At 69.1% G+C, this 19,452-nt stretch carries 24 protein-coding genes; 6 read left to right on the top strand and 18 right to left on the bottom strand.

All coding sequences use genetic code 11. The annotated features are described in order from the left end of the window. Positions 1 to 116 precede the first annotated feature (116 nt). The 3 genes from PMI14_RS35645 to PMI14_RS24765 all read right to left on the bottom strand — a co-directional run bounded on the left by PMI14_RS35645 (position 117) and on the right by PMI14_RS24765 (position 2,587). Positions 117 to 920 carry a class I SAM-dependent methyltransferase gene (locus PMI14_RS35645; RefSeq protein WP_007858528.1) on the bottom strand — a complete coding sequence of 268 codons (804 nt, stop codon included), beginning with the start codon at positions 918 to 920 and terminating at the stop codon, positions 117 to 119. Positions 921 to 1,067: 147 nt separating this feature from the next. After that, complete coding sequence (locus PMI14_RS24770) at positions 1,068 to 2,072, bottom strand: FecR domain-containing protein (RefSeq protein ID WP_238541900.1); 1,005 nt, start codon at positions 2,070 to 2,072, stop codon at positions 1,068 to 1,070. Further along, positions 2,069 to 2,587: a sigma-70 family RNA polymerase sigma factor gene (locus tag PMI14_RS24765; protein WP_007858524.1), complete on the bottom strand. Its 519-nt coding sequence runs from the start codon at positions 2,585 to 2,587 to the stop codon at positions 2,069 to 2,071. The genes PMI14_RS24770 and PMI14_RS24765 overlap by 4 nt, the downstream gene beginning before the upstream one ends. 117 nt (positions 2,588 to 2,704) lie before the next feature. On the opposite strand from PMI14_RS24765, the gene PMI14_RS24760 reads away from it, so the two are divergent. Further along, positions 2,705 to 3,490, top strand: a complete 786-nt coding sequence (locus PMI14_RS24760; RefSeq protein WP_081497392.1) for a phytanoyl-CoA dioxygenase family protein — start codon at positions 2,705 to 2,707, stop codon at positions 3,488 to 3,490. Here PMI14_RS24760 and PMI14_RS24755 read toward each other — a convergent pair. Together PMI14_RS24755 and PMI14_RS24750 are read right to left on the bottom strand one after the other, a co-directional pair. Then, entirely contained in the window at positions 3,463 to 3,912 is a 450-nt protein-coding gene (locus tag PMI14_RS24755) for a MaoC family dehydratase (protein ID WP_007858520.1), read from the bottom strand. The genes PMI14_RS24760 and PMI14_RS24755 overlap by 28 nt on opposite strands. 1 nt (position 3,913) lies before the next feature. Continuing rightward, positions 3,914 to 4,726 (bottom strand): enoyl-CoA hydratase/isomerase family protein, encoded by an 813-nt coding sequence (locus PMI14_RS24750; protein ID WP_007858519.1) that lies wholly within the window; start codon positions 4,724 to 4,726, stop codon positions 3,914 to 3,916. 175 nt (positions 4,727 to 4,901) lie between these two features. Between PMI14_RS24750 and PMI14_RS24745 the strand changes: the two genes are divergently transcribed. Further along, on the top strand, positions 4,902 to 5,450 hold the full coding sequence (locus PMI14_RS24745; RefSeq protein WP_007858517.1) for a hypothetical protein: 549 nt from the start codon (positions 4,902 to 4,904) through the stop codon (positions 5,448 to 5,450). A gap of 109 nt (positions 5,451 to 5,559) precedes the next feature. Here the strand turns inward: PMI14_RS24745 and phnX are convergent, their stop codons facing one another. From phnX to PMI14_RS24715, 6 genes are all read right to left on the bottom strand, one after another. Further along, the gene (gene phnX / locus PMI14_RS24740; protein WP_007858516.1) at positions 5,560 to 6,408 is read right to left on the bottom strand and encodes a phosphonoacetaldehyde hydrolase; all 849 of its coding nucleotides are present in this window, start codon (positions 6,406 to 6,408) and stop codon (positions 5,560 to 5,562) included. 29 nt (positions 6,409 to 6,437) lie between these two features. Then, positions 6,438 to 7,574, bottom strand: coding sequence for a TIGR03364 family FAD-dependent oxidoreductase (locus PMI14_RS24735; RefSeq protein WP_007858511.1), 1,137 nt, complete (start codon positions 7,572 to 7,574; stop codon positions 6,438 to 6,440). Further along, a complete protein-coding gene (locus tag PMI14_RS24730) occupies positions 7,571 to 8,275 on the bottom strand; it encodes an HAD family phosphatase (RefSeq protein ID WP_007858510.1) in 705 nt (234 codons plus the stop codon). The genes PMI14_RS24735 and PMI14_RS24730 overlap by 4 nt, the downstream gene beginning before the upstream one ends. Positions 8,276 to 8,440: 165 nt before the next feature. Continuing rightward, positions 8,441 to 10,156, bottom strand: coding sequence for a putative 2-aminoethylphosphonate ABC transporter permease subunit (locus PMI14_RS24725; protein ID WP_007858509.1), 1,716 nt, complete (start codon positions 10,154 to 10,156; stop codon positions 8,441 to 8,443). Further along, entirely contained in the window at positions 10,153 to 11,268 is a 1,116-nt protein-coding gene (locus tag PMI14_RS24720; RefSeq protein WP_035205595.1) for a putative 2-aminoethylphosphonate ABC transporter ATP-binding protein, read from the bottom strand. The genes PMI14_RS24725 and PMI14_RS24720 overlap by 4 nt, the downstream gene beginning before the upstream one ends. Before the next feature lie 62 nt (positions 11,269 to 11,330). Continuing rightward, positions 11,331 to 12,365 carry a putative 2-aminoethylphosphonate ABC transporter substrate-binding protein gene (locus tag PMI14_RS24715; protein ID WP_007858507.1) on the bottom strand — a complete coding sequence of 345 codons (1,035 nt, stop codon included), beginning with the start codon at positions 12,363 to 12,365 and terminating at the stop codon, positions 11,331 to 11,333. A 157-nt stretch (positions 12,366 to 12,522) separates the two neighbouring features. Between PMI14_RS24715 and PMI14_RS24710 the strand changes: the two genes are divergently transcribed. Then, complete coding sequence (locus PMI14_RS24710) at positions 12,523 to 13,263, top strand: phosphonate utilization associated transcriptional regulator (RefSeq protein ID WP_007858505.1); 741 nt, start codon at positions 12,523 to 12,525, stop codon at positions 13,261 to 13,263. Positions 13,264 to 13,294: 31 nt separating this feature from the next. Beyond that, a complete protein-coding gene (locus PMI14_RS24705; RefSeq protein ID WP_007858503.1) occupies positions 13,295 to 13,855 on the top strand; it encodes a phosphonate degradation HD-domain oxygenase in 561 nt (186 codons plus the stop codon). A gap of 75 nt (positions 13,856 to 13,930) precedes the next feature. Here PMI14_RS24705 and PMI14_RS24700 read toward each other — a convergent pair whose 3' ends face one another. Continuing rightward, positions 13,931 to 14,338 carry a hypothetical protein gene (locus tag PMI14_RS24700; RefSeq protein WP_108016630.1) on the bottom strand — a complete coding sequence of 136 codons (408 nt, stop codon included), beginning with the start codon at positions 14,336 to 14,338 and terminating at the stop codon, positions 13,931 to 13,933. 160 nt (positions 14,339 to 14,498) lie between these two features. On the opposite strand from PMI14_RS24700, the gene PMI14_RS24695 reads away from it, so the two are divergent. Together PMI14_RS24695 and PMI14_RS24690 are read left to right on the top strand one after the other, a co-directional pair. Next, positions 14,499 to 15,311 (top strand): lectin, encoded by an 813-nt coding sequence (locus tag PMI14_RS24695; RefSeq protein ID WP_007858499.1) that lies wholly within the window; start codon positions 14,499 to 14,501, stop codon positions 15,309 to 15,311. A gap of 17 nt (positions 15,312 to 15,328) precedes the next feature. Next, positions 15,329 to 15,838 (top strand): EF-hand domain-containing protein, encoded by a 510-nt coding sequence (locus PMI14_RS24690; protein ID WP_007858498.1) that lies wholly within the window; start codon positions 15,329 to 15,331, stop codon positions 15,836 to 15,838. 147 nt (positions 15,839 to 15,985) lie between these two features. On the opposite strand, the gene PMI14_RS34620 is transcribed toward PMI14_RS24690, so the two are convergent. From PMI14_RS34620 to PMI14_RS24660, 6 genes are all read right to left on the bottom strand, one after another. After that, on the bottom strand, positions 15,986 to 16,408 hold the full coding sequence (locus PMI14_RS34620) for a hypothetical protein (protein ID WP_007858497.1): 423 nt from the start codon (positions 16,406 to 16,408) through the stop codon (positions 15,986 to 15,988). A gap of 58 nt (positions 16,409 to 16,466) precedes the next feature. After that, positions 16,467 to 16,988, bottom strand: a complete 522-nt coding sequence (locus tag PMI14_RS33720) for a DUF3658 domain-containing protein (protein ID WP_007858496.1) — start codon at positions 16,986 to 16,988, stop codon at positions 16,467 to 16,469. Positions 16,989 to 17,081: 93 nt separating this feature from the next. After that, a complete protein-coding gene (locus PMI14_RS24675) occupies positions 17,082 to 17,606 on the bottom strand; it encodes a hypothetical protein (RefSeq protein ID WP_007858495.1) in 525 nt (174 codons plus the stop codon). A gap of 19 nt (positions 17,607 to 17,625) precedes the next feature. Next, the gene (locus PMI14_RS33715) at positions 17,626 to 18,213 is read right to left on the bottom strand and encodes a hypothetical protein (RefSeq protein WP_007858494.1); all 588 of its coding nucleotides are present in this window, start codon (positions 18,211 to 18,213) and stop codon (positions 17,626 to 17,628) included. A gap of 106 nt (positions 18,214 to 18,319) precedes the next feature. Beyond that, positions 18,320 to 18,877, bottom strand: a complete 558-nt coding sequence (locus tag PMI14_RS24665) for a hypothetical protein (RefSeq protein WP_007858492.1) — start codon at positions 18,875 to 18,877, stop codon at positions 18,320 to 18,322. Positions 18,878 to 18,944: 67 nt separating this feature from the next. Further along, on the bottom strand, positions 18,945 to 19,452 hold a 508-nt coding region (locus PMI14_RS24660), incomplete at its 5' end, for a proprotein convertase P-domain-containing protein (RefSeq protein ID WP_035205590.1).

The following is a 19,452-nucleotide window of genomic DNA, read 5'->3' as shown; positions in this document are numbered from 1 at the left end:
CGCCTTTCTTTGGGGTACGTTTCTTTGGCGACGCAAAGAAAGGTACCTCGGCCGCCGGGCCGAGACCCGGCTCCCGCCCTATGCAATAGCACGCCGCCACCAAGGGCCGCAAAAACTCAACGCGCCACCACCAACCGCAACGACCCTTGATAAACCGCCTGCCTGCGCAAAAACCCATACCGCGCATCCCAAGCCCCCGACACCAGATCCCCCCGCAACGCCTCCACACTCGCATCGACCGATGCAGCCGGCACAAACCCCCATGCCGAACAAGCCGTCCGCGCAGCCGGCACCAACAGCATCTCCGGCCGCCCGTAATACGCCTCATTGAACCCATCCCGGCAATCCCACGGAATCGGCACCGGCAACACCTCCACCCGCCCACCGAGCGCCGCAGCCATCCGGTCCATGCCCGGATAGCGCCGTGCTTCGGCCGCCAGCACCCCGGGCGCATAGCCGGCCAGCCAGAAGTCCTGCACTGCCAGCGGGTCGCAGGTGAGAATGACCACGGGCCCGCGCGCCACGCGCCGCATCTCGCGCAGGCCCGCCTCCACGTCGCTCCACTGGTGGACGGAAAACGTGCTCATGGCTGCGTCGAAGGCGCCATCGGCAAACGGCAGGTGCTCGGCCACGCCGTCCACGGCAGGCGGCAGGTGCGCAGGCCGCTGGTCGCGCATGGACTGCGAGGGCTCGAGCGCGGTCACGGTGCGGCCCGTGGGCTCGTACGACCCGGCCCCGGCACCGACATTCAACACGGTGGCGGCCGCGTCGCCCAGGGCCTGCTCGATCAACGCGGCGATGCGCGGGTCGGGCTGGCGGTGCGTGGAGTAGTTGGCACCCACGGCAGCGTAGTTGACATCACCTGCGCTGCCATCAGCAGACCGGGTGATGAGGGCGGGGTTGTTGTTGTCTGCAAGCATGGATGGAAGCCTTCCTGGGGTGGTGACGGCCTCCATGCTGGCTGCAGGCGGGTGCGCGGACAAACGAGATTTGCGTCACGCATGCGTGAGAAAAACGCACACCAACACACGCTGACAGGCCTGCGGGCTGGCGTCCCGCCCCGCTTCTCAGACCGGGACGAGCGTGATCCAGTACCGGGTGCGCGTGACCACCTGCACCGGCAGCGTCTCGCGCAGCATGGCCAGGATGTACTCGGTATCGTTCAGCTGGAAGGCGCCTGAAATGCGCAGCGCCGCCACGGCCGGGTCGCAGCGCACCACACCCGGGCGGTAGCGCGCCAGCTCGGCCGCGAAGTCGTCCAGGCGCATGCCGTCGGCATACAGCACGCCCTGCGCCCAGGCCAGGGCCTGCTCGCCCAGCGCGGTGGGGGCCTGCACGCCGGCGGCGGTGAAGCGGCACTGCTCGCCCGCCTGCAGCACACGCTGGGGCGCACCGTGGCGCGGCGTGATCTCCACCGCGCCCTCGGCCACGGCCAGGTGCACGGTGTCCTCATCCAGCAGGCGCACGGCAAAGCGCGTGCCCAGGGCGCGCAGCCAGCCGCCGGGCGTCTCCACGCGAAAGCTGCGGGCAGCAGACTCCCTGGCCGTGGTGATGAGCACCTCGCCCGCGCGCAGGCGCAGCAGGCGCTCGTTGGCGTCGAAGGCCACGTCGAGCGCGCTGGCGGTGTTGAGCAGCACATCGGAGCCATCGGCCAGCGTGACGCTGCGCCGCTCGCCCGTGGCGGTGCGGTGCTCGGCCGCCCACTGCTGCCAGGGCGCGTGGCGCCAGCCCAGGTATGCAGCCGGTGCCACGGTGCCCACCAGGGCCAGCACGCGCAGCGCGGCGCGGCGGTTGGCGGCGGCCGTGCGTTCGGCCCGGGCCAGCACCGGCAGGCCCAGGCCCGCGGGCACGGCGCCGAAGGTGCGCGACAGGCGCTCGGCCCGCTGCCAGGCCTGTTCATTGGCGGCATCCTGGGCGCGCCAGGCAGCCAGGGCCTGCCAGTCGTTGGGCCGGGCCTGGCCGGAGTTCAGGCGCACCAGCCACTGCGCAGCTTCGCGCAGGGCGGCGCGGCTGACAGGGGCGGAATCCGGATTGGTGGCGGAGGTGGCGCTGCCCATGGCTGGTTCACTCATTCCATTGCCAGAAGGCAGCACTCAAAGCCCTGGGCCATGTAGCGCTTGACGGTGCGCTCGCTCACCTGCAGCTGCAGCGCGATCTCGGCATAGCCCAGGCCCTCCAGTTGCGACAGCAGAAAGGCCTGCCGCGCCTTGGGCGCCAGGCCGTCGAGCATGGCGTCGATCTCGTGCAGGGCTTCGAGCACCAGGGCGCGCTCCTCGGGTGACGGGGCCATCGGCTCGGGCATCAGGGCCAGGGCGTCCACATACGCCTGCTCCAGCGCACGGCGGCGCCACAGGTCGGACACCAGGCCCTTGGCGATGGTGGTGAGGTAGGCGCGCGGTTCCCGCAGGCCCTGAAGCGCCTGGGGGCGCAGCAGCACGCGCACAAAGGTGTCCTGCGCCAGGTCGGCCGCCTCGTCTCGGCAGCCCAGCCGCCGCTGCAGCCACGCGCGCAGCCAGCCATGGTGGTGGCTGTACAGCGTGTGCGGGTCGTGGTCGGGGTGGACCAGGCCGGGGTCAGCGGTGCTCATGCGGCAGGGATGGGCAAAGAGAATGGGGGTATCGCAGAAATTATAATTGAGAACAATTCTCAATTCATAGCCTCAGCGCCCTTGCAGGCCAAGGGATATGCCCGCAACACACCCCGCATGCCATTCGATCTGCACCGCTATGAATCCGCCGGCTACGGCGTGGTGACCGATGCCGTGCCCGCCCACCTGCTCACCGCCATGGGCGCATGGCTGGCCCGTGCCGAAGCCGCAGCGCTCCAATGCAGCGCCGAGGATCAGGCGCGCGACCTGGTGTTCGAGAAGGACCTGCCCGACGCGGGGCGCAACGGCATCCCAGCCACCGAGGTGGGCGATGCCCTCTTCATCCTGGGCGACCTGTGCCGCTATGCGCCGCAGTTTGGCGCCCTGCTGCAACTGCCAGCGCTGGTCGATGCCTGCGCGCACGCGCTGGGCAGCACCGGGCTGGTCGCGCACTTCATGAACGCGACCACCAAGCACCCGGGCTTTGGCCGCGCCATCGGCTGGCACCGGGATTTTCCGAACGGGTACCTGAGCGGCACCGACTCGCGCTTTCTGCGCGTGATGGTGTGCCTGGATGGCATGGCCGAGCATGGCGGTGCCACGCGCTTCCTGCCGGGCAGCCATCGGGTGGACGATGGCTACGCGACCGCGGAGAAACGTGGCGGAGGCAAGCACCGCTACGCCGCGCACCACGGCGTCGCAGCAGAATGCGCACCGGGCGACCTGGTGCTGATCCACCCCAAGGTGGTCCACGGTGGCCCCGGCAACACCAGCGCCCTGCCCCGGCGCAATGTCATCGTGCAGGTCGGGGTGGCGGGGATGGAGTTGGTGGGCGAGCGAGAGACGGTGACGGGCTGGCCCGTGGCCTTGCAGCCTCAGCCCGCAGCTTCACCGTCCAGCTGAAACAGGCTGGTTGCCACCAGGTCCAGCACTGCGGCCGAGTCCTGGTTCACCAGCTCCCAGCGCCAGCGCAGGATGCCCAGGCCGGGCTTGCTGGCGGAGCGGCGCACCTCCTGCACCGTGGCCGTGAGCACCAACCGGTCGCCCGGGCGCACCGGGTGCGGCCAGCGGATGTACTCGATGCCCGGGGACGCAAACGACTCCGAGCCATGCAGCGCCTTGTCTGCCACCAGCCGCATGGCGATGGCGCAGGTGTGCCAGCCGCTGGCGATAAGGCCGCCGAAGCGCCCCTCCTGCGCGGCGGCCGGGTCGGTGTGGAACCACTGCGGGTCGTACGACTTGGCGAAGGTGAGCACCTCGTCCTCGGTCACGGTGTAAGGCCCGGCAGAAATGACCTGGCCGGCATGAAATTCGGCGAACTTCATGTTACTGCGCACCTCCGAAACTGGCAGGCCGCTTCTCGTTGAGCGCGGCAAAGCCCTCGCGCGCATCGCGGCCGGCAAAGCCCAGCATCTCCAGCGCGAGGGAATGCTCGAAGGCCGGCCAGGCCGCACGCAGCCAGTGGTTCAGGCTGCGCTTGGTGAAGGCCAGCGCCGTGGGGCTGCCGCGCGCCAGCTCCTGCGCAATCTGCAGGGCCCGGGCGTCCAGCTCCTCATCGGCCACGGCCAGGCTGACCAGGCCGATGCGCTCGGCCTCCTGGCCCGAAATGGTGTTGCACAGCAGCAGGTGGTACTTGGCCCGGGCCATGCCGCACAGCAGCGGCCAGAGCACGGCGGCATGGTCGCCGGCGGCCACACCCAGGCGCGTGTGGCCGTCGATGATCTTGGCGCGCTGGCCGGCCACGGTGATGTCCGCCATCAGTGCCACCGCAGCCCCCGCCCCCACGGCCGCGCCGTTGATGGCCGAGACGATGGGCAGGTCGCAGTCCATCATGCCCTGCACGATGGCGCGGGCCTCCTGCATGGTGCGCAGCCGGGCGTCGTGGCTGTCGAGCATGGCGGCCACCAGCTCGGGCGAGCCGCCCGCGCAAAAGCCCTTGCCCTCGCTGCGCACCAGGATGCTGCGCACGCCCGGCGTGGCCTGCAGCCGGCCCCAGATGGTGCCCAGGTGCGCATGCGCCTGTACGTCGGTGAAGGGCATGCCGCCTGCGGGGCCGAAGATGACGTGCGCCACGCCGTCATCGGCGATGCGCACCTGCAGGTGGGGGCCGAGGTCCCAGGGTTGTGATGGGCCGTCCATGGGATTTGTCTCCTGTGGTTCTGGTGTGGTGGGCAGCTTACACGTTGCGTCAGGGGTGGACTGAACCATGAAACCTTGCGCCAGCAGCAAGACCCGGGGCTTTGCACGCGCGTGCTTTTTCGTGGGACACTGCCAGCCAAGCAATCCACCCATCATCTCTTTGCCCCGAGGCTCCATGGCCCATCCAAGGCTTATCACCACACCCGCCTGCATTTTTGCGGCTGCACTGTGGGCCGTTCCAGCCAGCGGCGCCCTCGCCGCCGACGTGCCTCAGGACATCCTGGAGGTTCACACCCGCTGCGTTGCAACCACGGCCGGCATCGACCTGGTGTTCGAGCTGCGCAACCGCAGCGAGCGCACAGTCTGGGTGTCGGGTGATACGGCGCCGTGGACGCCCTCCTCTCGCAGCCTGCGCATCACGGCGGAGCGCCAGGGCACCAGCGCGCAGCGGCTCCAGGGGCCTGCGGCAGCGGTGGCCCCCACCCCATCGGGTTCGGTCAGGGTGCTGCCCTCCGGTCACGCCGAGGGCGTGGTGCCGCTATCGCGCAGCTTCCCCGACCTCGCGCAGGCGGCGCAGCAGGCGCCTGTGCGCATCCACTGGACCTGGCAGGGACTGGTCAGCGATTCTGGCTTGGCCGGGGCTTGGGCTCCGACGGCGCGCTTCGAGGGAGAGGCGACGGTGCAGGGCGGCGGGTGTTCGCTGGTGAGTGCGCGGCGGGTTTGACGGTCCGCCCGCCTGTGCACCCGCGGCAGCGGACAACCCTGCGGGATTGCTGCCTGTCGTTTTTGCAGCCACAGGCGCAGGGGTCGTCTCCACCAACGTCCTGCCGACCTTAGGCCGGCTGCTCCCCCCGCGCCAGCCGCGCAGCAATGGCATCGAGCACTGGCGCCAGCTCCGCCACCGAGTCGATCACATAGTGCGCGCCGGCAGCGCGCAGCTTGGCCTCGGCCGCGGCGCGGCGCACGGCCTGCTCGGCTGGGCCCAGGGCCTGCCATTCGGCCAGGGGCAGGCCCATGGCGTTGCCGCTGACGGACAGGCCGACGGCCCAGGTGCCGGCGGCCAGGCCTTCCTGCACGCCGACTTCGGTGTCGTCGACCTTGACCACGGTGGCTGGCCAGCAGATGCCCAGGTCGGCAAAGCACTGCCACATCATCAGCGGGGTGGGCCGGCCGGTGGCCTGGTCGCCGGCGCAGACCAGATTGTCGGGCACATAGCCGCCCTGGGCGGCGATGGGGCTGACGATGTCCATGATGGGCCGGTTGTAGCCGGTGGTGGAGCCGACCTTGAGGCCGCGCGCGCGCACGGCCGCCACAGCATCGAGTGCACCGGGGATGAAGCCGCTGAAGTCGGGCACCACGGCGGCGTTCAGGGGGGTGAAGACTTCGTACAGCTGGTCCACGTCGGCGTCGGTCAGGGGCCGGCCATACTTGGCCTGCCACTGGGCGGCGACCTCGGGCAGGCGGCCCAGGGCCTGGATGTGGTCCCACTTGGCCATGCCCATGGGGCCGCGCGCCTGGGCGATGCTGAGGGTGATGCCGAACTGCTCGAACAGGCGCACGAAGGCGCCCATGGGCGCGCAGGAGCCGAAGTCGAGGATGGTGCCGGCCCAGTCGAAGACGACGGCGCTCAGCTGGTCGCGCGCGGTCGATACGGCGGGGACGGACGGGGTGGTATTGCTCATGGTTCTGTGGCTTGAATAGGTGAGGGGCTCTACCAGGCGGCGAACACGTCCTCGGCAATGCCGAAGGCGGTGCTGGCGCCGGTGCCGCTGGTGACCAGCACCACGCGGGTGGCGTCGTCGGGGGCGTCGATCAGGCAGTCGGTGCTGGCCGACGAGGGGTAGGTGCCGACCCAGCGCGCGCTGACGGTGGCCTCGCGCAGGCGCAGGGTTTCGCGCAGGTGGCGCAGGATGAGCGTGTCCACACGCTCGCTGGCAAAGGGCTCGGGCGCGGCGCCGTAGTGGTGCGAATCGCCCACCACCAGCGAGCCGTCGGCGCTCTGCACCACGATGAGGTGGATGCCGTGGTCCAGCGACTCGCCCTCTTCGCGGCGCATCTGCTCCAGCAGGGGCGCGGCCTCGGGCAGGCGGCTGTAGCCGTGGTAGCGCACCAGGCTCAGGTCGGCCATCACGGAGCCGGGCAGTTGAAAGCCCGGCTCGGGCACCACGCGCAGCATCTGCAGCTGGCACAGGCGCAGGTCGTGTGGCGCCAGGCGCTCGGCGAACAGGCCGTGCAGCTCGGTGTTGGTGCACACGGCCACGCGCTCGGCATGCAGCACGGCGCGCGAGGTGCGCACGCGCGGCGTGGCCACTTCCAGCACGGCTTCGCCGAAGCGGAACTGCACGCCATGGGCCTCGGCCAGCCAGCGCGCCAAGAGGCCGATGGCGGTGCGCGATTCCACGCGCATCTCGTGCGGGCTGTAGAGCACAGACTGGGCGCCTTCGAGCTGCAGCGCAGGCGCACGACGTGCGGCCTCGGAGGTGTCCAGCAGCTCGCAGCCCTCGGCCATCTCGGTGCGCATGAAGGCTTCGAGCACGGTGTGTGCCAGTGGTCGGAAGGCACTCAGGTACAGGCCGTGGTGCACGGCGTCGATACCGGCCTGCGGCGCCACATCGCCCCAGACCTCGCGCGCACGCCGGGCGCGTCGCCAGGTGTCGCCCGCGCCCTGGCCGGTGACGGTGATGAAGCCGAAGTTTCGGATCGATGCGCCCACGCAGGCGGCGTCGCGCTCGACCACGCAGACCTTGAGGCCGCGCTTTGCGGCGGTGTAGGCATGGGCCAGGCCGACGATGCCGGCGCCGACCACGATGAGGTCGAAGTGGGATTCAGAAGGGTTGCTTGTCGTCATGTTGTCTCGGTGGCAAGAGAATGGCGCGCCAGCCGCAGCACGGGCCAGGCGCGTGCCTGGGCCTCGGCCAGCAGGCGCGGGTCGGGGTCCACCACCACGGGGTGGCCCACGGCCTGCAGCAGGGGCAGGTCGTTGATGGAATCGCTGTAGAACGCGGCGCTGGCCAGCGCGGCATCGGCATCGGCATCCACGCCGCGCGCAACCAGCCAGTCATACAGCCGCAGCAGCTTGCCTTCGCGCATGTTGAGCGTGCCCTCGGTGCGGCCGGCAAAGCAGCCATCGGGCAGCAGTGCCAGCTCGGTGGCGATCAGGTGGTCAAAGCCCAGCGCCTGCGCGCTGGGCTCGGCCAGGATGCGGCTCGACGCGGTGCTCAGCACCAGCATGTCGCCCGCATCACGGTGGCGCTGCACCAGCGCGTGTGCGGACTCGGGGATGCGCGGGGCGATCACATGGCTGAACCACCCGTCCAGCAGGGGCTGCCATTGTTGCGGCGTGCGGCCGGCGAACAGCGCGGCGTAGAAGCTGCAGAACGCATCGGGCGCGACGGTGCCGGCGTGGTAGCGGCGGTCCATGTCGGCATTGCGCTCGGCCATGGTGGCATCGAGCAGACCCTTGGCACGCAGGTAGTCGAGCCACAGCACCTCGCTGTCGCCGGTGAGCAAGGTGTTGTCCAGGTCGAAGATGGCAAGGCGGGGGTGCATTTCAGATATCCACAGTGCTGCGTATGACCCAGGGGGCATGAAACTGGCGCGTCCAAGGCAAGTGCTCCCGTGCAAGGGCCGCCCCGCTGCACCGGGAGCGTCCCCCTCCCGACTCGCGTAGCGAGACGAGAGAGGGGGAAGGCGCGAAGCGACTCAGGGGGTGCTTCATCTTGCCGGTGCCCGCCAGGCCTGGGTGCGCTTGTCGACGAGCTTGCCAAGGCCCAGGTACGCCAGCGTGACCACGGCCGAGGTGGCGGCGATGAGCACGGCCATGGCGGCGGCGGGGCCGGTGTCGCCGGCTTCGTCGAGGTTGAGGATGGCCAGCGAGGCCAGGCGCGTGTCGGGCGAGTACAAAAACACCACGGCCGAGATGGTGGTCATGGCGTTGATGAAGAAGTAGCGCGACACGTCGAGCAGCACGGGCAGGCAGATCGGCAGGGTCACGCGCCAGAAGGTCTTGTACTGCGGCACCTTGAGCGAGGCCGAGACAGATTCGAACTCCGCATCAATGGCTTTGAGCGCCGTGACCATGGTGATGTGGCCCGTGGTGTAGAAGTGCACCACGGTGCACAGCACCATGAGCGGCAGCGTCTGGTACAGCATGTTCAGCGGGTTGCCGGGCGCATTGAAGAAAAAGATGTACCCCAGGCCCAGCACCAGGCCGGGCACGGCCATGGGCAAGGTGGCCAAGAGGCGCACCACGGGGCGCAGCGCGTCCATGCCGCGCGTCTTCTCCAGCAGGTAGGCGCCCACGAAGACCACCAGCGTGCCCACCACGGCGGTGCCGGCGGCGAGCTTCAGGCTGTTGAACAGCGCAGTGGACACCCCCGCGTCCACCAGCCCGGCCACGTAGTGGTTGAGGCTGGGCGCGAGGTTGTAGGGCCAGAACTTGGCGAACGAGGCGAACACCGCCATGCCGAACATGGCCAGCACCAGGGCCGCGATGGCCAGGCAGTACAGCGCCATCAGCGTGTCGAAACCACGGCGCGGCCGGGGCACCAGGGCCACGGCGCGCGCCGTGAGCGTGGCGGTCTGCTTGCGCAGCACCAGGGCATCGACACCAAAGGTCAGCACCGCGGGCAGCAGCAGCAACAGGGCCACCACGGCGCCGCGCTGAAAATCCTGCTGGCCGATGACGAGCTTGAACACATCGGTGGCCAGCACGTTGAAGTTGCCGCCCACCACCTTGGGGACGCCGAAATCGGTGATCACCAGCGTGAAGCAGACCAGCGCGGCCGATATCAGCCCGTACTTGGCGCCCGGCAGCGTGATGGTGAAGAACTTGCGCACCATGCCCGTACCCATGGCGTCGGCGGCTTCGTACAGGCGCGCATCGGCCAGCGACAGGGCCGTGACCAGGATCATCAGCACATGCGGAAAGGTGGCAAAGCACTGCGCCAGCACGATGCCGGGGGCGCCGTAGATGCCGCTGAAACCCAGGCCCTGCCAGAAGTCCTTGGCAATGCCCTGGTTGCCGAACCAGTAGATCATGGAGATGGCTGACAGCAGCGAGGGCGCCAGCAGCGGCAGCAGCATGGTGCTGCGCAGCACGGCCTTGCCCGGCATGCAGCTGCGCGTGAGCGCGTAGGCAAACGTGAAAGCCAGCGGCACCACGATGGCCGTGACCAGCAGCGACACCCAGACGCTGTTCCACAGGCTGCCCAGCAGCGCGGGCGATGCCAGGTAGGAGGTGAAAGCCGACAGGCCGGCACCCGCGCCGTTGCCCTGCAGCGACTGCGAGAGAATGGCCACCAGCGGCGCCAGCAGGCCCAGCACCAGCAGCAGCACGATGGCCAGAAGCCCCCCGTGGGCGATTCGGTCGCTCCAGTGCAGGCGCTGGCGCAGCGGGGGCGCGGCCACGGTGGCCGCCATGGCGTTCATGCCTGCACTCCTTCGGCGGCGGGGAACACGCGCAGCCGGTCCATGCGCAGCGCAAAGCGCAGCAGCGCGCCTTCGCGCACGCCGAACTCGTCCATCTGGTTGAGCGAGTACTGCAGCTGCAGCGGCTGGCCCGGCAGGCCGTCCACATCCACCTCGGCCAGGCAGTTGCCGCCCAGGAACTCGATGCGCAGCACGCGGCCGGTGCACAGGCCCGGGGTGTCGTCCCCCAGCGTGCCGACGATGCGGTCCTCGGGCCGCAGGTACAGCTGCACCGCCCGGCCGGCGCGAAAATCAGCGCCCGCGCCGGGGGCGCACTGCAGGCGCTTGTCGCCACAGCGGAACCAGCCACCGCCCTCTGCCACGGCCTGCAGGCGGTTGACCTTGCCGATGAATTCGGCCACGAAGGGCGAGGCCGGCTCGCGGTAGACCTGCGCGGGCGTGCCGACCTGCTCGATCACGCCATGGTTCATGACCACGATGCGGTCGGCCACGGACAGCGCCTCCTCCTGGTCGTGCGTGACCATCACGGTGGTCACGCCCAACTCGCGCTGCAGCGCGCGGATCTCGTTGCGCAGGCGCACGCGCACGATGGCGTCGAGCGCCGACAGCGGCTCGTCGAGCAGCAGCAGCCCGGGCGAGGTGGCCAGCGCACGCGCCAGCGCCACGCGCTGCTGCTGGCCGCCGGACATCTGCGCCGGGTACTTGCCGCCGCTGCCGGGCAGGCCGACCAGGGCCAGGAGCTCATCCACACGGGCAGCGATCTGCGCGCGCGGCTGGCGTCGGTTGACCAGACCGTAGGCCACGTTGTCGGCAATGCTGAGGTTGGGGAACAGCGCGTAGGACTGGAACACGATGCCGTAGTCGCGCTGCGCGGGCGGCAGCACCGAGATGTCGCGCCCGGCCTGCAGGATGCGCCCGGCGGTCTGCGTCTCCAGGCCCGCGATGGTGCGCAGCAGTGTGGTCTTGCCGCAGCCCGAGGGGCCCAGGAAGCACACGAACTCGCCGCGTGCGATCGCCAGGTCGATGCTCTCCAGCGCCGTGAAACCGCCATAGCGCTTGTGCACGCCATGCAGTTCCAGGTAGGTATCGCCGGCGGTAGTGGGGGTGTGCATGGTCGCCTTTGCGGGCAGCGGCTCACCGCCGCGCCCGTCCAGGGCCTCTCGGGGGGCGAACATCACTTCTTCGCTTCGCTCTTGGTGTCGTAGCGGCGCGTCCATTCGGCCAGCACGCGCTCACGGCCGGTGGCCGACTGGTCGAAGTCCATCTTGATCAGGCGCGCCTCGTAGTCGGCAGGGATGTGGGCCAGCTTTGGCGCCACGCCGGGCTGCGCGGTGATGGCGAAGTTCTTGCCGTACAGGATCATCGCGTCCTTGGACGAAGCCCAGTCGGCCAGCTTCTTGGCTGCGTCGAGCTTCTTGGTGCCCTTGTAGACGGCAAAGCCTTCCAGGTCCCAGCCCAGGCCTTCCTTGGGGAACACCAGTTCGATGGGCGCGCCCTTGGCCTTGTTGGTGTAGCCGCGGTACTCGAACGAAATGCCTGCCACGAACTCGCCAGCCGCCGCCATGTTGCAGGGCTTGGAGCCCGAGTGCGTGTACTGGGCGATGTTCTCGTGCAGCGCGTCCATGTACTTCCAGCCGCCGCCCTTGCCGTTGTCATCGCCCCACAGTTGCAGCCAGGCGGCCACGTCGAAATAGCCGGTGCCCGAAGAGGCGGGGTTGGGCATCACCACCTGGCCCTTGAACTCGGGCTTGAGCAGGTCCTTCCAGGTCGTAGGCAGGGCAATGTTCTTCTTCTTGGCCTCGACCGTGTTGAAGCACACCACGGCGCCAAACACGTCCATGCCCCACCAGGCGGGGGTGGCCTTCTTGTCGCGGTACTGCGGCATCAGCGCGTCGAGGTTCAACGGCGCATAGGGCTCGAGCATGCCGCTCTTGTCGAACAGGGCCAGGCTGGAGGCGGCCACGCCCCAGATGGCGTCGGCCTGGGGGTTGGCTTTTTCGGCGAGCAGCTTGGCGGTGATGACGCCGGTGGAGTCGCGCACCCACTTGATGGCGATGTCGGGGTGCACCTTGTTGAAGGCCTCCTGGTAAGCCTTGAGCTGGTCCGTCTCGAGCGCGGTGTAGACCACGAGCTCGGTCTTTTCCGCATGGGCGGCAGCGGCAAGAACCAGCCCGAGGGCTGCAGCAATGAAGTGTTTGGCAATTTGCATGGAAGAACTCCGGGTCAGAGAAGCGGCGAATATGCCGACGCGACAAGTCATCTTCATGACACATTGCTGATGCAAAATGCAGGCCAACCCGGTTGATTGTCTATTCCATACCGTAGATTGTAGACAATCTGTACTCTGCGACGTACCATTGCACCCCATGGCGAAACCCCCTTCCAGCACCCAGACCACCATTGCACAGCTTCAGGGCAATTCGCTGCCCAAGCTGGTGCAAAACGAGATCGAGCGCATGATTCTGGACGGCACCCTGTTGCCCGGCGCCAAGCTCACCGAAGCCACGCTGGCCGACCAGCTGGGCGTGTCGCGCGGGCCGGTGCGCGAGGCCTTTCGCCTGCTGGAGGAAACCGGCCTGGTGCGCACCGAGAAGAACCGCGGCGTGTTCGTGCGCGCCGTGCCGATCGAGGAGGCGCTGGAGATCTTCGAGGTGCGCGCCGTGATGGACCTGTACGTGGGCCGCAAGCTCGCGCAGACCGCCACCGCCACCGAGGTGCGCGATCTGCGCCAGCTGGTCGATGCCATGGACCAGGCCGTCAAGGGCGGCAATGCGCAGGACTACCACCGCTTCAACCTGCAGTTCCACGACCGGCTGCTGGAGCTGGCCGGCAATGCCAAGCTGGTGGCCACCTACCGCAAGCTGGTCAACGAGCTGTCGCTGTTCCGCCGCCAGAACCTCACGGAGGAATCGATGGCCGTGTACTCGCGCGAGCACCGGGCCATCGTCAAGGCCATCGCCGCGGGCGACGCCGAGGCCGCCGGCCAGGCCATGCACGACCACGTGATGAACAGCCGCGAGCGCACGCGCCTGAACTACGAGGCCCGGCACTCAGCGCAAGCGGTACCGGCTACCAACCCGGGCGCGCGGCGCACGGTCGCGGCCTGATAGACAGATACGCAAAAAAGGGGCGCACGCCATGGCACTGACACTGGATGACATCCGCACCCTGTTCACGCGCAAGGGTGCGGCGCAGTACAGCGGCGAGCCGGTCACGCAGCTCGAACATGCGCTGCAGTGCGCCCACCTGGCCGAGCAGTCGGGCGCCGACGACGAGCTGATCACCGCCGCGCTGCTGCACGACCTGGGCCATCTGCTCAACGACCTGGGCGAATCGCCCACGCTGCGCGGCGTCGACGACCTGCACCAGTTCTACGCCCTGCCCTTTCTGCGCGGGCTGTTTTCCGAGCGCGTGCTCGACGCGATCCGCTGGCATGTGGATGCCAAGCGCTACCTGTGCGCGGTACAGCCGCAGTACCTGGCGGCCCTGTCCGAGGATTCGCGGCGCAGCCTGCAGCTGCAGGGCGGCGTGTTCAAACCCGAAGAGGCACAGGAGTTCCTCGCACGCCCGCACGCCCACGACGCGGTGCGCGTGCGGCTGTGGGACGACCTGGCCAAGCAGAGCGACTTCACCACGCCGCCGCTGGCCCACTACCTGGCTTGCGCACGTCGCTGCCTGCTGGAGGACGCCCCCGCGTGACGCTGGCTGCACCAGTCGTGCTGGCCTGCGCGCTGGTCTGCTGACTGGGGTGCTTCACCGCGGCTGCGTTGGGCGTCAGGCCATCATTGCGCTTCGGCTGGCCAAGAGCAGCACCCCCACGGCCAGGAACACGACCCACGACAGGTGCCTGCCGCGGGTGAAATACAGCGGAAAGGCGGCAGACACCAGAGCGGTCACGCCGACGACCAGGAGCACATCGTCCCGGGATACCGGGCCGCGGCCGAGCGCGAACACCAGGCAGGCCAGGGCCCACCACACCACGGTGATGAGGTGCCACACGAAGCGCAGCGTGCCGGCGGTGAAGGCCGTGCTGCCCAGCACCCTGGGCAGGCTGTCCTCGCGCCGGAAAAGTCGCATGAGGATGTAGCGCTCGCCCAGGATGGAGTGGGCCAGCCCGGTCAGCCAGATCAGGACAGCAGCGGTGGCGAGCATGGGCGGCAATGCCTCAGGGATGTTGGACATCGATGATAGTGGCTGCCTGGTAACAAGTAGATGCCTTGCAGTCTCCATGGCAGCACACGGAACCCACATAATGCGCAACAAGAGATAGCTGCCGAGCCGCCCCGGGGCGCACCGGTACGGCTGCAGCAAGTAGCCCATTGCGACAAGGAGGAAAGAAGCCATGAAAACACACCCGACCCGACCACGGCACGCCTGGCTGCTGTGCGTTCCGCTGATGCTCATCCAGACCCATGCCGCGCAGGCACAGGACCAGTTCGTGGACCTGCGCTCCAACGGCGGCTACACCTCGGCCCGCCTGGCGGACGACGTGACCCAGGTGGACCTGGCCGAGCAAACCCAGGGCGCCTGCCGCTTCAACCGCACCTGGGGCTACGACCTCACCAACCGCGAGCTGTGGACCAATGGCGGCTGCGGCGGGCGCTTCAAGATCACGCGCACCTATGCCCAGGGCAATGGCAACAACAGCTCCAACAACGCAGGCGCCGCCGTCGCGGCCGTGGCCGCCATTGCGGGCATTGCGCTGCTGGCCAACCACAACAAGCACGACAACGACCGCCGGCCCGACTACCCCGACTATGGCAACGGTGGCGGCGGCGGCCGGGGCGGCGAGATCCGCGTCAACGGCAACCTGTGCCTGGACGTGAGCAAGGGCAACTTCCGCCCTGGCAACCCGCTGCAGGTGTTTGCCTGCAATGGCACGGATTCGCAGCGCTTTCGCGTAGGCCGCGGCGGCGAGATCCGCGTGCGCGACTTCTGCCTGGACGTGGAGCGCGGCGACCCGCGCGACGGCGCCCGGGTGGTGCTGTGGTCGTGCTCGGGCGCCCCCAGCCAGAACTGGGCGACACGTGGCGGGCAGATCGTGAGCCAGCTGTCGGGCAAGTGCCTGGACGTGGTGGACGGCCAGATCCGCCAGGGGCAACCCGCCATGGTGTGGCAGTGCAACCGCAGCCCCAGCCAACGCTGGTGGTGGTGAGACAGGAGGACCCGACCATGAAGAACCCAAGCCTGATGAACCGCGCCATCCCCCTGCTCTGCGCGGCCGTTTGCACCCTGTCACTGAGCACGGCGGCCATCGCACAGACCGCCGACACCCCCGCCGCAGCCAAGCCGGCCGCCGCCCCCCATGCCCACAAGAAGGGCCCCGGCCGCGCTGCCGGTGACCGCCTGCAGGCCATCTGCACGGCGGCCGACCTGGACCACGACGGCAATGTCTCGCTCGACGAGTTCCACCAGGACATCGTGCAGAGCTGGCACAGCCTGGGGCCGGACGCCAGCGGCCACGTCGTGCTGCTCGAACTGGCCCAGGTGCCGCGCATGGGCAAGGGCCGCATCAAGCGCCTGGCCGCCGCCGACAAGGACGGTGACGGCAAGCTCTCCTTCAAGGAGGTCGTGGAAACGCGCATGGCCTACTTCGAGGCGGCCGACGCGGACAACAACGACCTGCTGTCGGTGCAGGAGTGTGTGGCCTTCGAGAAGAAGCGCCGGGCCGCCCGGCCCTGAGCGGAAACACCCTTCAGAATGCACGACGGGGCTTCGCAGCCCCGTTTTCTTTTGCTCCTCTTGTTTTGCCCGCCAGGCAGGCGCTTGCCGCACCGCTCACAAGTACCCCTGCGCGGCCAGCAGCCACCAGAGGGCGCCCGCACCGGACTACAGCGAGGCAGTTGCGAACAGCAGGGGCCGAATCGGCACGGGGCGCCAGAGCACCAGGGAATACAAGCCGCCCACGGCAAACGGGGCACAGGCCAGCACGGCGAAGCGCCCCTCGAGAGATTCGACCAGCGGACGCCCCATGAACATCCACGCCAGGCCCGCGGCGCACAGCGCCAGTGCCAGGAACACCCTGGAAGCGCGCTGGCCCCGTGCCGCCCGCCTCTGGGCCACCTGCTCCGCTCGGGCTCCCCACACCATCCCTGCCACGGGCGACACAATCACCATCGCCAGGCCCATGCTGCCGCTGAACCAGGGCACATGGGCGGCCAGGAGGACTGCGGCGACGACCCCGGCCACCAGCGACACCAGCATGCGCGGAGCGGTGAGCAAGTCCAAGAAAAGGTCGAGCAGTTCGTTCATGGGGTGTCGCCGGGCTGCATTTTGGGGGAATGACATCAGGCAGGCGCGGCGGGCAGCATCAGGGACTTTCTGCTCCGCGCGGCAGGCGAACCTCACTGAAACGCATGTAGTGCAGATTCCCTTGCGCTTCGAGACTGCCCGCCTCCGCAAGCGCCATCACGCGCTGGGCGTAGAAGCCAACGGGCACATCGGGAAGCTCCTTGGAGAGTACCTGCCAGGCTGTGCCGACAATGCGCGCGGACTTGCGCCACCACCCGGCTGCACAGTCGGCCAGCAATTGCGCGTCGATGCGCTGTATCTGCTCTGGCGTCAAGCGGTTCACGACCTCTTGCTCTTCTGGGTCGAGCAAGGTGTCGGGCTCGTCTTCTGCGGGGCTGCTCGTATCCAGCGCCGGATACTCCCGCACCAGGGGAGCACGCAGGGAGGAAAGAACCTTGACGATGACCTCGCCATGGCTGCGAAAGGCAGAACGCCGCTCTTCGTCGTCAGGCAACGCCTGGATCACAGGCTCGGCTTCTGACAGCACGGCCAACGCGCGTTCATAGATCTCGTACAGCGCTGCCGCCTCTTCCTGCTTCATGCATCGCCCCGTTTCGCTTTGGCTGGTTGGCCCCGCAGGGCATCTGTCCAGTGCAGTTCGGCCGAGCGACTCCATTCGGCAACGCCCCATGGCTCACCCCATCGCGTGCACCAGCCCCCACAGCACCCCGACACCCGACAGCAGCGCGCAGGCCGCAAACGCCGTGTAGCCCCAGGGCATGGGCCGGCCGTTGCCCAGCGCCCAGAGCAAGGCGATGGGAGCCGGTGCCACGGCGACCGCGGCGGCGCCGACCCAGAGTGCGCCGGTCCACCAGCCGATGAGCCCGCCCCAGACCAGGCCGAGCAGGCACAGGCCGAACGCGGCGACGGGGCGGGAGATGGTCCAGGGCTCGCCCTGCCAGGCAAAGTCCGCTGGCGTTCCGACGGGGGTGCGCACGGTCGCGGGCTTGCCCGCGGCGGCAGCCATGGCATCGGCGTGCCACAGGATGCCGATGCCGGCGGCCCCCAGCACCAGCCAGATGCCCATGCCGCCCGTGAACCATGCCACCCACTGCGTGAGCGCCACGGCAGCCAGCAGGCCCAGCAGCAGGGGCAGTACCAGGCGCCCATAGCACCGGTCGACAAGGGTTGCGGCGAATCCGGCCGGTGTTGCGTCCATGGTTCGATCGGTCCTTGCTTCACCGGGGGTTGGCAGACGCCAGGGTGACGGCCTGCTGCGCACTTTGCCAGAACGCGGCATCGCGCACGGGCGCGCCCCAGGCGTGCAGGTAGTCGAGCACGGCCTCGCGCTGCAGGCGGTCGCGCACGCGGCGGGCAGTGTAGGCCTGCACGGCCTCGAACGGCAGTGGCTCGCCCTGCTGGTAGAAGTCCCAGCGCGGCGAGTCCTTCATCGCGCGCACGGCGCGCTGCATGCGCTTGCCGGCGTAGGTGATGAATTCGTTGATGGGTTCTGCATCCGACGCAGTGCCGCTGCTGCGCACGGCCACACCGTCGTGGCCAAAGCGCTCGCACGCATACGCCACCACGAAATAGTCGCCCGAAGCGACGCCCGGCATGACCGCCGTGAGCCCTGGATCGCAGGCAGGGGACCACAGCAGCAGCGGCAAAGTGCCCCGCTGGTAGCCTTGCACTGGGAAGGCCAGCGCGGTGTGCTCCGCCCGCCGCGCCACCAGCGGGGGCAGCCCGGCGAACTGCTCGACCAGCCCGGACAAGGGCGTGCGGACCACCGACAGGTTGAAGAACGGGCGTGCGAGAACGGGGGACATGGTCGTCGAGGGCCTGCGCGGCGGGTGCACCGCGCGCGCATCATGGCACAGCCGCGCCCCACGCAGGGGGCGGGCTGCGGCGCTGGCCAGGCCCTTCAGCACTCCGTTACCGGGCCGCGGTCTGCTTCCACCAGTTGGGCATGGCGGCCAGCACCTCGCCGCCGGCCTTGAGGCTGTTGGCCAGCTCCAGCGCGGCGCTGCCAGGGGCCGTGGCAATGATGTACCAATTGCCCAGGGTGCCCAGGCGCTGGGTCGCCGTGAGGCCCTTGGCCTGGGCCCAGGCGCGCACCTGGGCGTCGCTCCAGTCGGCGTTGAACTTCACGATCACGCCACCGGGCAGCGCCATCAGCCGGCCCGCGGGGGAGTTGCCCTCGCGGTACACGGGCGAGATGTGCGTGCCGGCGCCCTTGGCCACGCTCTGGTTGGCGGGCTGCAGTTGCACCAGGGGTGCACTGCCCTCGCCCACGCTGCGCGCCTGGGTGCTGCCCGCTTCGTGCGTGGGGGTGATGATGGCGACCTGGCTGGTGTCGAGCGTGATGGTGCGCTGGGTGTCGCCATCGAAGTAGTGGGCGGTGGTGGCGGCCAGCGCGCCGGTGGCGGCGGCACAGGCGGCCAGGACCACCGCGGCACGGCGCAGGGTAGTGAGTGGGGAGAGCTTCTTCATGGTGCGGGACCTCGGCAAGTGTTCGGGGGAATGGAATGGGGTGCTGCAGGGCATGCGGTGCAACCCATCAGTAGCCATAGGCCTTGATGCTCCAGGCAGAGACGCTGCCGGTCTCGCCCGTCTTGCCGTCGCGCACGGACAGGGTCCAGTTGCCGTCGGCGGCCTCGCCCATCAGGCGCACGATGCCGAAGGTGAAGCCCCCTTCCAGCGCGGCGCCGCAGGTCACGGCATTGCCACCGGTGTCCTTGCAGTCGCGCACCACCGATACCGTGCTGCGCGTGCCGGCAGGGCTGGTGAGCGTGATCTCCAGGTTGCCCACGTTGGTGTGGTTGGAGGTGATGGACAGGTCCACGAACTCGAGCTTGCCGATGCCACTGCCCTGCAGCGTGAGGCTGCTGGTGGCGGCCGGGCCGTCGTCCGCCAGGGCCAGGGGGCTGCCCAGGGGGGCGGCCTGGGTGGCGGTCTTCTGCGCGGGCAGCAGCGCCCAGCCCGCGGCCGCGCGCACGGCGGCCAGCGCGTCGATGGCGCCGTAGCCGTACTCGTGGTTCACTGGCAGGGCGCCGCCGTTGGTGGCC

This window comes from Acidovorax sp. CF316 (assembly GCF_000276605.1).
Lineage (GTDB): Bacteria > Pseudomonadota > Gammaproteobacteria > Burkholderiales > Burkholderiaceae_C > Acidovorax.
Note: the sequence above shows the minus strand (reverse complement) of the source record. Positions and strands in the feature narration are given on the sequence as shown.

Coding starts and splice junctions, on each gene's coding strand:
- PMI14_RS24665 (WP_007858492.1), bottom strand. CDS start 18,877: ATGAAGAAGCTCTCCCCACTCACTACCCTGCGCCGTGCCGCGGTGGTC.
- PMI14_RS33715 (WP_007858494.1), bottom strand. CDS start 18,213: ATGTCCCCCGTTCTCGCACGCCCGTTCTTCAACCTGTCGGTGGTCCGC.
- PMI14_RS24735 (WP_007858511.1), bottom strand. CDS start 7,574: ATGACGACAAGCAACCCTTCTGAATCCCACTTCGACCTCATCGTGGTC.
- phnX (WP_007858516.1), bottom strand. CDS start 6,408: ATGAGCAATACCACCCCGTCCGTCCCCGCCGTATCGACCGCGCGCGAC.
- PMI14_RS24695 (WP_007858499.1), top strand. CDS start 14,499: ATGAAAACACACCCGACCCGACCACGGCACGCCTGGCTGCTGTGCGTT.
- PMI14_RS24700 (WP_108016630.1), bottom strand. CDS start 14,338: ATGTCCAACATCCCTGAGGCATTGCCGCCCATGCTCGCCACCGCTGCT.
- PMI14_RS33720 (WP_007858496.1), bottom strand. CDS start 16,988: ATGAAGCAGGAAGAGGCGGCAGCGCTGTACGAGATCTATGAACGCGCG.
- PMI14_RS24755 (WP_007858520.1), bottom strand. CDS start 3,912: ATGAAGTTCGCCGAATTTCATGCCGGCCAGGTCATTTCTGCCGGGCCT.
- PMI14_RS24760 (WP_081497392.1), top strand. CDS start 2,705: ATGCCATTCGATCTGCACCGCTATGAATCCGCCGGCTACGGCGTGGTG.
- PMI14_RS24715 (WP_007858507.1), bottom strand. CDS start 12,365: ATGCAAATTGCCAAACACTTCATTGCTGCAGCCCTCGGGCTGGTTCTT.
- PMI14_RS24705 (WP_007858503.1), top strand. CDS start 13,295: ATGGCACTGACACTGGATGACATCCGCACCCTGTTCACGCGCAAGGGT.
- PMI14_RS24745 (WP_007858517.1), top strand. CDS start 4,902: ATGGCCCATCCAAGGCTTATCACCACACCCGCCTGCATTTTTGCGGCT.
- PMI14_RS35645 (WP_007858528.1), bottom strand. CDS start 920: ATGCTTGCAGACAACAACAACCCCGCCCTCATCACCCGGTCTGCTGAT.
- PMI14_RS24750 (WP_007858519.1), bottom strand. CDS start 4,726: ATGGACGGCCCATCACAACCCTGGGACCTCGGCCCCCACCTGCAGGTG.
- PMI14_RS24720 (WP_035205595.1), bottom strand. CDS start 11,268: ATGCACACCCCCACTACCGCCGGCGATACCTACCTGGAACTGCATGGC.
- PMI14_RS24710 (WP_007858505.1), top strand. CDS start 12,523: ATGGCGAAACCCCCTTCCAGCACCCAGACCACCATTGCACAGCTTCAG.
- PMI14_RS24765 (WP_007858524.1), bottom strand. CDS start 2,587: ATGAGCACCGCTGACCCCGGCCTGGTCCACCCCGACCACGACCCGCAC.
- PMI14_RS34620 (WP_007858497.1), bottom strand. CDS start 16,408: ATGAACGAACTGCTCGACCTTTTCTTGGACTTGCTCACCGCTCCGCGC.
- PMI14_RS24725 (WP_007858509.1), bottom strand. CDS start 10,156: ATGAACGCCATGGCGGCCACCGTGGCCGCGCCCCCGCTGCGCCAGCGC.
- PMI14_RS24730 (WP_007858510.1), bottom strand. CDS start 8,275: ATGCACCCCCGCCTTGCCATCTTCGACCTGGACAACACCTTGCTCACC.
- PMI14_RS24675 (WP_007858495.1), bottom strand. CDS start 17,606: ATGGACGCAACACCGGCCGGATTCGCCGCAACCCTTGTCGACCGGTGC.
- PMI14_RS24690 (WP_007858498.1), top strand. CDS start 15,329: ATGAAGAACCCAAGCCTGATGAACCGCGCCATCCCCCTGCTCTGCGCG.
- PMI14_RS24770 (WP_238541900.1), bottom strand. CDS start 2,072: ATGAGTGAACCAGCCATGGGCAGCGCCACCTCCGCCACCAATCCGGAT.